This window comes from Lactobacillus sp. UMNPBX16 (assembly GCF_002553775.1).
Lineage (GTDB): Bacteria > Bacillota > Bacilli > Lactobacillales > Lactobacillaceae > Lactobacillus > Lactobacillus crispatus.
The window spans coordinates 1-14,173 of sequence record NZ_PCYU01000029.1 but is presented as its reverse complement, the minus strand read 5'-3'; the positions used below and the strand labels follow the sequence as shown (position 1 = coordinate 14,173).

The following is a 14,173-nucleotide window of genomic DNA, read 5'->3' as shown; positions in this document are numbered from 1 at the left end:
GACTTATCACCACATGACTTGTACAATATGGTAAAATTCAGATTTTATCTATCAGTACCTAAAATTATTCCAACTACTAAATTATTTATTCTTTTCATTTTAAATTTCCTCGCTTAATTAATTTATGTTTTAAGTATATGAAAGTTCATTGAAAAGAAACAAAAAAATCGTATTTGAACATTTAAGTAAGAAAATGTTCAAATACGACATTTTTTATATATGATCTTTTAAAAACTCTTCTAATTCAGTTCCATATGATTGCATTCCAGTTAATTCCATGCTTTTTATAATAGATTGACATGCATTTACATCATCTTGATTACTATTAAAATGATAATTAGCTAAATGTTTGTAAAATGAAATTACGCTTTGATAGAAATAAAACTGCGGTTTAATTGGCAATTTTTCAGCATTTGAAATTAAATAATCTACATAATTATAATTATTTTCTTTGATTGATAAATATAGTAAATTATCAATTATTGCTAATAAAACTTCTTGGCTTTCAGTATCATTACTATCTATAAATTTATCAATAGCATTTTTAGTAATCATTACATTACTTTCGAGATCGTAAAATTCCATAAAATTACAAAAAAGATTTAGCTTTTCTTTAGTAATATCTGGAATATTAAATATTTTATCTTTTAAAGCTTTTCTGACCTCTAAATTTGGCTCTTCGTCTTCCGTCTTTAAATTTTCAAGCCATCCATCAATAAGCAAAAGATATTCATCTTTATTCGGTACAGTACTTTTCTCAACTTCTTGTCGTATTTCTTCAATTCTGTTCTTGTTTGAATGATAATAAGCATCTAGTACATCATTCTCTAACTTGATTATATACTCATGCTGAAAATCTCCTTTTAGACTAAGTCTTCTAAAGAAAGTCCACATAGCAATATCATTATGTTCTAAAATTTTAACAAGATCTTCTACAGTAATCCTGTGTTCATTTTTCTCTACCTTAGAATAGTAGGAAGTACTTACAATACCATCCGCAAATTGTTTTTGAGTTAAGCCTTTTTTTTGACGATATTCCTTCAATAATTCTCCAATTGTCATATCTTCCCCTCCAAATGTTCAAATACGAAATTTTTAAAAATAATTTTAATTCCTTGCTAAGATTAAATCAACATTAAAACAAAGGAGTTAAACATTATGAACGTATTTTTGAAAAATAAAGATTACAGAAGATTTTCAATCGCTAGTTTCCTTTCAGGTACTGGTGACGTGCTTTTCTACTTAGCATTTATGACTTACGCAAGTAAGCTACACAATTACTCACTTGCATTGTCTTTAATCGCAATCTCAGAATCAATTCCTAGACTTTTTGAAATTTTCGCTGGCTACTTAGCAGATAAAACTCGCAATAAGTTTAAAAATATCTTTTTAATGGCAGTAGTTAGATTTGTTCTTTACGCAATCGTTGGAATTTTATTTGTAGCCAAAGTTTCAGATTGGAACCTAGTAATTGCAGTTGTAGTAATTAATTTCTTCTCAGATACTTTTGGTTCTTACTCAGGCGGTTTAGTAGCGCCATTAGTGGCAGATATCGTAGGTAAAAAAGATTTTGGTGAAGCAGAAGGATTTACTAGTGGTGTATCAGAAATCATCAATATGGTTGCCCAATTTGTAGGTTCTGGCTTGCTTTTATTCATGTCTTACTCCAACCTAGCATTTATTAATGCATTTACATTTTTAGCAGCAGGACTTTTGTACGCAAGTGTTGGCTTAAAGCATAAAAAAGACGGTCAATCACTTGAACCACAAGAAGTAAACGAGCAAAAGTTCTTCGCAACTATGAAGTCATCATTTACTCAAGCTAAAAAAGCTCATGGATTATTAACTATCATGGTTATTGTAGGTTTGCTCAACGGGGTGTTAGGTGCAATGAGCGCTTTAATTCCAATTGTAATGGCAGGACACAAGTCAACAATGTTAATTGGAAATTACAGCTTCACTATGGCTGTAATGGGTGTATTAGTTAGTTGTGGTGCTGCTTTAGGTAGTATGTTCGGTCAGCAATTATTCAGAAACGTTTCTGCATTTACAATGACAATTATTGCTGGTGCACTTAGTTTTTTAACTACATTATCTACACTTTCAGCCCACATTTATGCAGTTTTACCATTCTTTTTCTTGTTAGCTGCAACAGCCAGCATCTCTTCTATTAAGTTAACTCAATGGTTGGTTAACACAGTTGAACATAAAATCTTAGCCTCAACTGTTGGCTTATTAAATACTTTTGCAATAGCATCATCACCTGTAATGACTACTATTTTTACTACTGTTTCTGGTATGAGTGACGTGCGCTACGCATTAATTCTTTTACTAGTTGTAGAAGCAACGGTTTTCTTTGTAACTATTAAGATGAGTGTAAAAGTTAAGAAAGCAGAGGCGGAAGATAAGTCAGCCGCTGTAGTCAGTGAATAATATCAAAATTAAAGTTTAGCTTCTAACAACAAATTGATTAATTTGAAAATTTTACAATACAAAAAGAGAATCCATCATTATAGGATTCTCTTTTTTCATACGATTTAATAAAATTTGAATTAGTAATTCTCCATCATTAAGTCGGGCGCATCATATCCTTCTTCTTCCGCAAACATCTTGTATGCTTCTCCAATCATTCTATTGGGAATACCATATGCTTTTACGAAAGATAATGGATCATAAAAATTATCTTCTTGGGCGCATGAATACTTGTAGAGAAGATGCAAAGAATATATATCTGCATCTTTTTCTTCTTCAATCTGCGTTCCATAAGCAATACAACAAAGCTGCTTCGTATTAGGTCCACCGAGCATAACATGTCCTATCTCATGACCTATTGTAAATGGAACTTCATCTTGATTATGCCAGTTCATATTTATAGCAATTTCACGTTTCCATTTCCAAGCAAGAGAAGGATACCGTGGGTTAGTCTTATAGAAAACATAGCCAATATCATTATCAAAAGCATAATTAAACAGATAAGTAATTAATCTATTCTTTCTCTCACTGTTGTCCACGATCATTTTTACGGGCACGCCTTTCTCTAATGTCCTTTTCCATCAGTTCTCGAACCATATTCAAATATTCTTCGGGAACATGATAACCATGATATGAATAAGGAACTTCATGATCCAAAGCAACTGTTTCTTTCTGGTGCGGATTAGGGTCATCGGTTCTTCCGCTTAAATAATCTGTAGAAGTATGTAAGACCTTAGCAACGGCACTTAAAGCTAATGAACCAGGCTTCCTGTCTTTCCAATTATAAATAGTTCTTTTTCCTAGTCCAGCTTTATCGTTAACTTCTAGCAAGGTTAATTTATTTTTTTTAGCTAATTCCTTAGTACGTTCAAACTCAATCATATCAAGGGTTTCTCCACTTTTTCACTAAGCAAATAATATGCTTTTACGTATTTTTCTCTTGACTAAGTTCGTAGATAAGCATATTATGTAAATCGTCAACAAGTTGTGATTCAACTAATCACCATAAATCTTATTTAGCAGTGAGGATTATGGCATTAGCAATATTTTTATACATTAATTGTAGTATATAAGCATACTATTTTCAATACTTAATATGCTTATACATAGAAATATTTTACAATTGTTGGCAACTCACAGAGGTGATGTCCAATGGACATTTAGCCCACCCTCTAAATAGAGAGGTAGGTGAAAGTAATGGATATCCATGATTATATTGAACTGACAACCCTTGCGTTGTGGTTCATCAGCATTATAGGTATCGGCATTCTAAGTCGTGTTCACTTTAAAAACAAAAGGCTGGAACAATTTCGCATTACTGCTGATGATCTGATGAAAAATTACGTTGGTTTGTACAACAAAGAAAGCTTAGCCAGCGATCAAAAAATCAATCGGATTGTCAATGCAGTAGTCGACGGACTAGAAGCCAAAGGTTTTAAGGTGGAAGACCAAGATGTGAAGGATATTTTTGCGAAGGTCGCAAAAATTATTAATGAAAATTCTTCCAAATAGGAAGATAGAAAATTTTTTGGAGGTTTTATTATGAGACAGGCATTTAACATTTCAGCAAGTCACACAGCTGACTTAAACACAGGCTACATGGCAGTAGCACAAAAAGGTAATGTAGGTTCTAAGTATATTTACGCAGAGCAATTACGTAATGATCAACATGAAATTCATGTTTTACGTGGTTATGCAGGTAATGTAACTACTCCAGTAGTTACAATGTATGGTAGTGCAGGTGGTCACACCCAAACCTGGGAATATTCAGGTAGATCAGGTAAATGGTTTGTAGGTACAAAGCCAGGTCCTAAGTGGGATAAGCAAATTGCCCGAGTTGATATTAATCCTCTAGGTAAAGTATTCTACTCAAACACTGATTTGCCACGTTTAGCATATTTGAACCGCGCAGGAAATTACAATTTTGCAGGTACTGAATTAGATCGTGCAGAAGCTGCAGTATCACCAGATTATTCTAAGTTCTTGTTAGCTACTGTAGATAAATCAGGGAACGGCTACTTTACTATTTACGATAATAACGTAATTAACGATCAACTTGATAGTGTTGAATACAGTAATGGTTATGTAAACTTAGATGGTGTATCTTACTTAGAAAGTTTCATGGTACCTAATTTTGTAGGTGTTGTGACCTCAATCCAAGGTTATGATCTTGATAATGCAGGTAACATTTATGTTTCTAGTCAATTGGCTCCAGATACGCTTGGCGGACATTATCATAAAAAGAATATCTATAAAATTCCAACCTTCGCTAGAACTGACACTGATAATTGGTTGCAAATTAACTTAACCGATAATGCAGGACCAATCAACATTTATGGTCAAGGTATGCATACTGAACTTGAAGGTATTCAAATCCTTAATGAAAATCACGGTTACTTAACAGTCGCATATCACAAGACGGTTAATGGCAAGAACAAGACAGTTTCAAACAAGATCTATGAAGTAAGTTGGAATGAATAAGTACTAAAAGGGATTGAATCATGTGATTCAATCCCTTTTTTGTTGCTTTAAATCTTATAAAGAAAGATAATTGAAGTGTTGGAGATGAAAATACGAGGATGATTAAAATGAAGAAAAATAAATTTATCTTAGCTTCAGTTGCAACTTTAATGGCTGTAAGTCCAATGCTTTCATTCAGCTCACAGGCTCACACACTTCAAGCTGCAGACACCAATATTACCAATAAAATGATTATGCACACTGCCGTTGCTTATGATAAAGACGGCAACAGCACTGGTGTAAAATACAATGCATTTAGTTATGCTAAATTAGTAGCTAATCCTGTAAAGATTGGCGATGGCATTTACTACAAAGTTGCCGACAAAGACCAATACTTAAAGGCTACCAACATTGACGGTGTAACTAGAAGAATCACTCACAACACTTACATCTATGTAACTTCTACTCGTCGTACTAGTTACCAAAACAGATGGAAGTTATATAAGGGTCAAACAATCACTACTTACGGTGGTTCTTACAGATTTAAGAACGGTAAACACTACTTCAGAGTAGGTGGACCAGCTAAGCAATATGTTAAATCATACAACTTAGGACCAGTTATTAAAGCCAATACCACAATGGCATCAGGTAGCAACAATACTTCATCAAATACCACTACTAATAAGCCAACTGACAATAATACCCAACCAGTAGGTAAAGATGAAACTACTGTAACTGTTAATGACAGTCTTGGTACACCAATTGTAACCTTTAACCAAAATGGCAATGTTGTTCAAGTCAGAAATGCAAAGAATGGTGAAAAGTTTACAGTCGATTACTTAGAAAAGGGTTCTCGTGCTGATAAAGTTGCCGGTTATATTGGTCAATTTGGTGGAGACCAAGCCATTTACCGCATTAAAGGTACAAACAATTGGCTTTACTCCATGGGAGTTAAGCCAGCATCTAAGCTTCAAGTTCATAACTATGATCTTGAACAAACTTCAGTTATTAAATTTACTCAAACTACGGATTTGTATAATGCCGATGGTTCTCTTCAGAACATTAGAATTACCAAGAATTCTGAATGGTGGAGAGTAGACAAATTATTATACATTTGGGTTCCAAGTGAAAATAAGGCTGAAGAATTCTATCACTTAGCACCTGATTCCCACTGGAAGGATGTCCTTCGTTTATCAAGTAATGGACAATATGTAAATGATCATATGCCTATTAAAGATGCATATGTTAAGGCTAGCGATGTCCAATTCATTGAAAATAGTGTTAAACTAACACCATCAAATACAAACGCTGAAGCAGAAGCCACTGCAAAGAAGTAAATTTACACAATTTAAAAACCCGTAAAAACTAGATGTTTTACGGGTTTTTGTGTGCCTAAATTAATAATTACTTTCCTTATTAATACCTAATTTGGCTAACAAAATATCTGCGCCTTCTCGTTGCCAAGTTTTACCATTTCCTGCTAGTTCATACTCAAATAATTCATCACGTATTTTTTCAATTTTTTCTAACTTAATAACATTATTTTCTAAAGTATTTTTAGATAAAATTAGCTCTTCAATTTCAAGTTCTGAAGCTTCAATTTGATTCCTAATTTTTTTGAGTTTTAATTCAGCTTGCGGTGTTAACTTATTATGATTAATTCTGCCGTTGTCCCCTGCTAATTAAGCTTCTAATCTGCAGAGTTTTTTCACCTGATTAACAAGATTTTTGGTTGGATTTTTTGACATGCTAAAAGCCTCTTTTCTATTATTTTTTGCTTTTATTTTGCAATCAAAATTCATATGATGTGATGCCAATATTTCAAATAAACTTTCAGCATTAATTCTATTTTTTCCGCTTTCAACTTTTGCATAAAATGGATGGCTAACAATACCCTTACACATTTGTTCTTGCGTTAACTTTAAATTTAATCGTTCAGTACGTAATGCTTTCCCTATTTTCATTTTGAGTCCTCATATTTTCTATTTTCTAGATCTTCGAAGGACTGTTGTAGTCTCTGTAATTCTGCATTTTGATTTGTGTCTTTATAAGCCTTGTGATAGATTTCATCAACCGTTAATCCTTGATAATCGGCAGGGAAGTCTTGCCCATCTTCCAATCCTAACCATTTACGAGCATCTTTGAGATGTTTTTCTTCCGTCTTTTTCTTCCAATCAGTTCCCTGTTCTACGCGCTTACCTCTAACATATTTAGTTTTAGAAATTCCCTTATTCTTTACAATTGCCATCATCGGCAATTCTTGTTGTTGATATCTTGTTTTACCAGCTAACTTAGGATTGTATGCTTCCAATTCTGTTACTGTGTTAACGTGATTTCTTACTAGGTCTTCTAATGTAGCTTGATAGTATGCCCAAGCATTACTATTATTATGACTTTCTACATAGCTACGAACTAACTTAATAACTTCCTTCGAAGTCTTGGTTTCATAGCCTTTAATTCTCTCTAACTGCTTAGGATACACAAGAGCAGTTGCGCCAATCTGTACGGCTAAATCCTTACCATATTGCTCTAATTCAGCAACAGAGATAGGTTTAGCAGTGGTTCTGTGAATCTTTGGAACAGCCTTTTCTTCCGTTTTCTGTGATTGTTGCTCATTGACTACAGAAATCTTATTAGATTTAATCAACCAATCAGCTAACCGTATAATAGCAGGTTTCTGGCGTCCTTGTCCTTGTGCATGACGATGTTTGCCATCTTTAAGCGGTTGGAATTTACGGCTTTCAACAGTGATAAAACCTTTATCTACTAGCCCTTTACGATGTTTGTAGAATGTTTTTTTACTAATTCCGTGAACATTGCAGATAGCAGAATTCCGTGGCGCAATCATGTTAGTTTTACGTCCATGATTATTCCAGAATTGAATATATTCTAGTAATACCGATATTTCACCATCAGTCAGCATCGCTCTTTTTTCTCTTGTTAAATTTTGGAAAACATCAACAATTGTAAACATAATAAAAACCTCCGTTTTGCCAGACACGAGGTCAGCATCTCCGAAGGCTGTTTCTACTTTGATCTACTTAGCGAATCTTTGCAATAAGTGCTTTTTTCATGTATAATACTAAAAGAATAAAGGACTTAAATAATGTCTTTGGTTCTTTTAAATATTGATATTGTTTAGATCAAAGCAGCTTCGAGTTAGTTTGGTAGACACGTCGGAGATGCTTTTTTCGTGCTCTCAATATTTATTTCTTTTATTATACCAGACTTACAAGTCTTTTGAAATGCTGATTTGACGCGGTTTTACCGTATCAAAAAAATCTCTAAAAAATGGTGATTTTCTTCAAAAAGTGGGAATTATATCTAGAAAATTAAAAATCAACTAATCCGTATCAAAAATGATACGGATTTTTTTACAGTCTCAATAGGAGGGGAACTTTTTACACCTGGTCTAATTTTAAAAAAAATTGCTATTAATCCTACTTTTACAATAGGTTTCAATAGATTTAACGAGGGGAACTTTTTACACCTCCTAGATATATCTTTAGAAATATTGATGATGATGATACACAATTATCATTTTTTAATCCATGAATAAAAATTAGACTGCTGCTGACAAATTTAACCAAATACTGTAAAAGCTAATAGTAGAAGTTAAACGAAAAATAACCAAAAAAGTTTTTTAGTAGAAAATTAGACTAAAATATATATGTAAGTTAATTAGTTAGGCTAACAAGGAGTAAGCTAACATGAAAATTAATAAAAATAAGACTTATACAGTAACCCAAATTGCTGATATAGCAGGGGTTAGTAAAGCATCCGTAAGTAGGTGGTTATCAGACAGGCATGTTAGCCCAGACCACGTTAAAGGTAAGGCCAAGTATTTTAAGTCAACATACGTTGAACAATATTTAAAAGCCCATAAAGCCCCACATAATAAAGCTTCAGAGATTCCTTCTACTACGGAGTTGTTGCAGGAACAAGTAAGGCAACTAACTGAGGAAAACAAGCGATTAATTGCTAGAATCGAAAAGCAAGATCAGCAAATAAAAGAAAAAGATCAACAAATTGCTAACTGGACAAGTCAAAGTGCAATCATTAGTAAGTTAGCTAATGATTCGCATAATGTGGCGCAGAAGTTGCTAGAAAGTAGTAATTCCAATGTTGACAGCGATAATGAAGAGTCGAGTTCAGTTGAAGAAGTCAATAATCAATCAAACGAGAATGTTAAAAAATCAAGTAATAGCTGGTTTAACCGTCTTTTCAAACGAAAATAAAAATTCAAGTAAATACGACGAGTGATACGTCAAAAGAATTTATAAAGAGAAAATAATTTAGCATTTTGTCCCAAATAATGAAATTGCCCCATAATTGAACGTCTTATTCTATGCTAATTATGGAAAGCAAAAGCTTTCTAAATTATATAGAAAATGGAAGGTGTTCTAAATGAACAATTTCTCAAAATATGAAATCTTTGAGGCTGCTGTTAAAGCAACAAAAGACAAGACACTTACTTTAAAGGACGTTGAAACTCAACTTAAGAAGTTAGGATTTTCAGCTTCAGATAAAGAGTTTTCAAATACTACTAAATTAGCTGTAGTTGATCGCTTTAAGTTGGAAAAGGCTAAGAAGCAATCAGATAAGCAAGTAATTGCTTCATTGGAAAGGGAAGTACAAACCTTGCGTCAACAGCTTAATCAACAAGACAAACTTGTTGAATTGTTGAGTCAAATTGATGCTAAGATTGATCAATTACCAGAAAAAATTTCTGATTTAATTGGTCAAAATAGTGAATCAAAATTACATTCAAATACTTCTATTGAAAGTCATTCTGATGATCAACTAACTTCAGTAAATTCGTTGATTGATAATTCTGATCAGTTGAATGTTGCTGCTGATAATCCAGATGATGGTTCTGAACAGAACTTTGATTTCTACAATAACGACGATCAATAAACACAAAAAAGGAGTGAACAATGAAGTGTTCACTCCTTTTTTATGCCAAATTTCTGCTTTCTGATTAATTTTAAAAGAAGCAGAAAAGCTGATATAAAGGGATTTTTAAAATACCCAAAATGGGTTTTAAATTTCTTGTGATGATAGCATCTACTAAATTGAGGAATCCCTTGGTACTAACAAGTTATCATGCATAAAACTTTGTGCATGATAGCAGATTCCCTTATGCTCTTTACTAAGATTTTCGAGTGTATCTAATACTGCTATTTATCTTCCTTCTCCTAAGTAACTTTGTAGGACGTCTAATCGATTATGACCCATATATTTGGATAATTGATAGTACGCACCATACTGTGCTTGATAAGCACCAATTCGATAATTTTGATGTAAATTAATTGTTTTAACACCTTTAGAGTACCTAGTTTTACCATTAGCTTTTATGCCATTACGATAGTAAATTGTCTTCTGTTTGGTACCGCTAAATTGATGTTGATTAAGCTGCTTGATCATATGTTGAGCGTAATTAGCTCGATGAATATGAGTGGGAACATTATGATCAAATGAACGATAAAATGGTTGATTGTTTTTTAAATTATGACGAAATTCTGCTTTAGATTTTGGTCTTTTAGAAATAGGTTGAATTTTCCCATGATAAATTTGTTTCATTTCTTTTTGTAAATCTTGTCGACATTCGGTCCAACGAATCTTGCCACCTTTACCTTGTACAATTGCAAATAATCTACCATCTTTAGTTTGATAAAGTGATCGATCACCTAAACCATCTCTGCCATTTTGCGAAGTACCACCAGTTAATTCTCGCCGCCTTAAACCAAAAGCACGAATAGTATCAATTTGATTTTTATATTGGGCGTAAGTATGAGGATGAGTATTAATCCATTCTCTGCTGTTCATCGGTTTTTGTCTTTGTTTTGCCAATAAAGTTGATCTTTTTGGCATGCCTGGCAGCTTGCTTTTTTGCAATTTTTGGTTTGTTTTCCAATGGCCAGAGCCAATCATTATGTGATTGATCATTAAAGCATCTGATTCGATAGTTGAAGCAGAATATCCTTGATAGCCATTCACGTGTTGATCACGTTCATACAATAGATATTTTTGAGCAAAATTAGGCGTGATGTCTTCCATTTTTTTAATATTATTTTCCCGACAAAAATCCGCAAATTTTTGAGCTCTAGCCCAATGTTTTTTATAGGAGTTATCTGAAAAAATATGACGGTAATCAGCTATCTTGCCGTTGTGTGCTTTCTTTATTTGTTGGCGAGAAGTTTTGATGCCATTTTTTCTTTGTTTGATCAATTCTGATCTAAAAATGTGTCGTAAATTTTTAGGCATTTTTACCCTCCATATTTAAAGTATTTAAAAAGTTAAAACGCCGAGCCAAGCAGGAATTTTTCAATTCCAAATCAGCAATTTTATGTCTTGCCATCGACACGCGGCTCGTCCTAAGCAACATTACTTTCTACTTGCCTGCCAAAGTGGGACCTTTTTCGAAAATAATGCAGCCAAACCTACCATAAAAAGTAGATTTAGCAGTGATAGTCGATTGAAGCGAGCGCTGGTATCAGCGCCTGCGACTGTCTCTTTCTGCTCCCCAATGCTTTTTAGCAATGGAATTTTTGGTAAAAAAATTCCAAAGCAAAAAGCAAAGGTCCGCTAAAAAGAGACAGTCGAATTTTCCTGCTCCAATCTGTCTTGCACAACTCACGCAACAGCAAATTTGAAATCTGTTCCAAGCTAATTTTTCTTGAAGAAAAATTAGCAAGTCACAATTTCAAATTGCGTTGCTCTTTCTAAACAAAAATGCCATCTAGAAGCAAGTTTTCTACATGACATTTCTAACACCTTTTAAATAATAAAATTATTCTTTGACCCCATGGTCTACCTCTGATTAATATCAACATTTTAAAACATTCCCTTCTAATTAGTTACCAAATTTTACTGGACCAATATTACATTTTGGGCCTCTCCTTTTAGTTCAACATAGCTTCATTGGAAACCACATTTGAACCCATTTTTGAGTACAAAAAAAGCCCACTTTTATACAAAAAAGTGCGACCTTAATAATACTCATAAAATTAATGCCCTAACCGCTACACATGCTTGGTATTCAAACCAGTTAACAGGGTTAGGCTGTTAACGCACCGGAGCTTTTTCTTTAAATATAATTACAACCTAGCTAGTTCCGTCAGATACATCATCAGTTGTAATTTCACATAGCTCAACTGTGAGCCTCAATTAAACAAAATACTTCGACAAATGTGTCAAAGTCCATCACTTAAAGAAGTGATCAAAATAAAATAAAATAATATCTTTACACAGATAATTTTACCATCATTATGCTGTATTCTGAAATAAAACTTGAGCATACAAAAAGACGATCGTAAAACGACCGTCCACAACTCTGCGAACTAATTGGCTGATTAGTTCTTAACACACGCTATAGTGTATTTACTTTTGTACTATCCACATTATAACATGATAAAATTAAAAAGCACGTTATTTGAAAAGGGCGGCTCCCTTTTACTCTGCGTGTAGAAGGAGGTATAGCTCCGTGAAGTGGTATTTACTTTTTGTACTAGTATTTATACCAATAGATCGTCGCAACAAGTTCTTCAAGCACTTTAAGAAAGCAATCAAAAAGGCCCTTAAAGCTATCCTTGATGAATTACTTCGTTGATCTGTGATCTATTTCTCCAATACCAAAAAGGTCGTCCTTAAGGTCGGCTTTTTTTGTTGATATTTTGTATTCTTAATTCTCTAAACCGTCGATATATTGTTGCTTTAGATATTCCTAACTTCTTACTGATTTCTGAATAGCTCATATGATTTTGGGTATGTAATTTCCAAGCAAAATCTATTTGTTCTTTGGTGTATTTGCGCGGCATTCCATCATGAAAATTAGGATTATTTGCTTTAGCCCAAGCTTTCCCTTCCTGGGTTCTACTTACGATTAAATCTCGCTCGAATTCTGCGAATGCGCTGAACACAGTGAAAATTAAGCGACCACTTGGAGAATTATCAATAGTTCCTATATTTAAAACGCGCAGAATGACTCCCTCAGCATTCATTTTCTTTACAATATTAAGTGCGTCTTGGGTATTTCTAGCTAAGCGATCTAATTTAGTGACGATCAAGGTATCGCCATTTTTGATTTTGGCCATTAATTTATCAAATTCAGGTCGATCAGCAGTAGTGCCAGTATATTTATCTTTGAAAATTTTAGTGACTCCTGCTCGTTTTAAATCCTCAATTTGCGTTGCATAATCTTGTTGAGCAGTCGAAACACGGGCATAACCATAAATAGTATTTGTCATAATATTCCTCTTAATCATGATAGTAAGTTATGAATACGGCTTATGCCCTGATTTTATAAGATTTAGTATTTGTATTCAAGACTTTCAACTTATGATTACAGAATTGCACTAAAAAAAGCTTTATTAAAATAAAGCTTTTAGTCTTATTTTTTATAAATTAATTCTCCACCAAGGATCATATACATTAGTTCTCACCTTTAACATCTCCTTTTAATGTAACAAGTTATTAGCTTTAAAATTCTAAATGAATATGAATGTGAAAATTAGGTTGTGCTTTCATAAACAAATTTTTCCTTTCTATATAACTCTTCACGCTATTTTTTCAGTATTAAAGTTCAATATCGACATCGATTACAATATGACGATTAGGTTGTACTCGCATAGTTATGCTCCTTTCTAAAAAATCCTTTTAAAGCTTAATGCAATAAATTTTTTCAATTTATTACCAACCTCTTCTTTGCCAAGGTCTGTCTCCCCAAACAATACTCATAAGTAATCTCCCCTTTCTTTAATTGTATTAATTTAAATTTTTACTTATATGGTGTAATCCATATTGGTAATGCTGTTTTTTGCATTTTTTATTTCCTTTCTATGTGATTATTATTTATTACCATGTCTATCAGCAGCTAAAGTTACATATACTAATGCAGTCATTATAAAAACTCACTTCCTTTAAAAATTGAATTTAAATAGTCAAAAGATTTTTTAATTTACTTAAACTTGATTAGCAAACCCTCTACAATACTTTCAAGTTTCTTTTTTTCTGAAGATCTTTCGATCTTAGTCCCCTTTTCTTCCTTCTTTTCGTTTTCAGTCATAAATTACATTTGATGAATAATAGGTCTAAAGATACAATTGAAATTCATCTAAACGTCACCTCCTCGTATTATATAAATTAAATCTGTGTTGATTGTCTTTTTAGTTTGTTTATTCGATCATCAGATGCTAGTCTCTAATTGTCATTGACCTTGGTCAATTGGTATAGGTTTTCA

The 14,173-nt window shown here is 33.1% G+C and carries 14 protein-coding genes; 7 read left to right on the top strand and 7 right to left on the bottom strand.

Annotated elements, in window-relative coordinates; translation table 11 throughout:
* Positions 1-213: 213 nt before the first annotated feature.
* Positions 214-1,062, bottom strand: a complete 849-nt coding sequence (locus tag CP367_RS07535) for a helix-turn-helix domain-containing protein (RefSeq protein ID WP_089147754.1) — start codon at positions 1,060-1,062, stop codon at positions 214-216.
* 96 nt (positions 1,063-1,158) lie between these two features.
* Here CP367_RS07535 and CP367_RS07530 point away from each other — a divergent pair, with 96 nt between their 5' ends.
* Positions 1,159-2,433 carry an MFS transporter gene (locus tag CP367_RS07530; protein WP_089150825.1) on the top strand — a complete coding sequence of 425 codons (1,275 nt, stop codon included), beginning with the start codon at positions 1,159-1,161 and terminating at the stop codon, positions 2,431-2,433.
* A gap of 119 nt (positions 2,434-2,552) precedes the next feature.
* Here the strand turns inward: CP367_RS07530 and CP367_RS07525 are convergent, their stop codons facing one another.
* Positions 2,553-3,017 (bottom strand): ImmA/IrrE family metallo-endopeptidase, encoded by a 465-nt coding sequence (locus CP367_RS07525; RefSeq protein WP_056985405.1) that lies wholly within the window; start codon positions 3,015-3,017, stop codon positions 2,553-2,555.
* Complete coding sequence (locus tag CP367_RS07520; RefSeq protein WP_087236276.1) at positions 2,998-3,354, bottom strand: helix-turn-helix domain-containing protein; 357 nt, start codon at positions 3,352-3,354, stop codon at positions 2,998-3,000. Before CP367_RS07520 ends, CP367_RS07525 begins: the two co-directional genes overlap by 20 nt.
* Before the next feature lie 315 nt (positions 3,355-3,669).
* Here CP367_RS07520 and CP367_RS07515 point away from each other — a divergent pair, with 315 nt between their 5' ends.
* The 3 genes from CP367_RS07515 to CP367_RS07505 all read left to right on the top strand — a co-directional run bounded on the left by CP367_RS07515 (position 3,670) and on the right by CP367_RS07505 (position 6,269).
* Positions 3,670-3,984 carry a helveticin gene (locus CP367_RS07515; protein WP_089147752.1) on the top strand — a complete coding sequence of 105 codons (315 nt, stop codon included), beginning with the start codon at positions 3,670-3,672 and terminating at the stop codon, positions 3,982-3,984.
* A 30-nt stretch (positions 3,985-4,014) separates the two neighbouring features.
* Complete coding sequence (locus tag CP367_RS07510; RefSeq protein WP_089147751.1) at positions 4,015-4,953, top strand: helveticin J family class III bacteriocin; 939 nt, start codon at positions 4,015-4,017, stop codon at positions 4,951-4,953.
* Between the two features lie 107 nt (positions 4,954-5,060).
* A complete protein-coding gene (locus CP367_RS07505; protein WP_089150826.1) occupies positions 5,061-6,269 on the top strand; it encodes an SLAP domain-containing protein in 1,209 nt (402 codons plus the stop codon).
* Between the two features lie 345 nt (positions 6,270-6,614).
* Here the strand turns inward: CP367_RS07505 and CP367_RS11000 are convergent, their stop codons facing one another.
* Positions 6,615-6,896, bottom strand: coding sequence for a helix-turn-helix transcriptional regulator (locus CP367_RS11000; protein WP_233186513.1), 282 nt, complete (start codon positions 6,894-6,896; stop codon positions 6,615-6,617).
* Positions 6,893-7,906 carry a hypothetical protein gene (locus CP367_RS07495; RefSeq protein ID WP_089150827.1) on the bottom strand — a complete coding sequence of 338 codons (1,014 nt, stop codon included), beginning with the start codon at positions 7,904-7,906 and terminating at the stop codon, positions 6,893-6,895. The genes CP367_RS11000 and CP367_RS07495 overlap by 4 nt, the downstream gene beginning before the upstream one ends.
* Positions 7,907-8,642: 736 nt before the next feature.
* On the opposite strand from CP367_RS07495, the gene CP367_RS07490 reads away from it, so the two are divergent.
* Both CP367_RS07490 and CP367_RS10865 read left to right on the top strand, forming a co-directional pair.
* On the top strand, positions 8,643-9,170 hold the full coding sequence (locus tag CP367_RS07490) for a helix-turn-helix domain-containing protein (RefSeq protein WP_089150828.1): 528 nt from the start codon (positions 8,643-8,645) through the stop codon (positions 9,168-9,170).
* 169 nt (positions 9,171-9,339) lie between these two features.
* Positions 9,340-9,849 (top strand): hypothetical protein, encoded by a 510-nt coding sequence (locus tag CP367_RS10865; RefSeq protein WP_180707086.1) that lies wholly within the window; start codon positions 9,340-9,342, stop codon positions 9,847-9,849.
* Positions 9,850-10,116: 267 nt separating this feature from the next.
* Here the strand turns inward: CP367_RS10865 and CP367_RS07485 are convergent, their stop codons facing one another.
* The gene (locus CP367_RS07485; protein WP_089150829.1) at positions 10,117-11,199 is read right to left on the bottom strand and encodes a hypothetical protein; all 1,083 of its coding nucleotides are present in this window, start codon (positions 11,197-11,199) and stop codon (positions 10,117-10,119) included.
* Positions 11,200-12,418: 1,219 nt separating this feature from the next.
* On the opposite strand from CP367_RS07485, the gene CP367_RS11125 reads away from it, so the two are divergent.
* On the top strand, positions 12,419-12,544 hold the full coding sequence (locus CP367_RS11125; RefSeq protein WP_255404447.1) for a hypothetical protein: 126 nt from the start codon (positions 12,419-12,421) through the stop codon (positions 12,542-12,544).
* 37 nt (positions 12,545-12,581) lie between these two features.
* On the opposite strand, the gene CP367_RS07480 is transcribed toward CP367_RS11125, so the two are convergent.
* Positions 12,582-13,181, bottom strand: coding sequence for a recombinase family protein (locus CP367_RS07480; protein WP_089150830.1), 600 nt, complete (start codon positions 13,179-13,181; stop codon positions 12,582-12,584).
* Positions 13,182-14,173 lie beyond the last annotated feature (992 nt).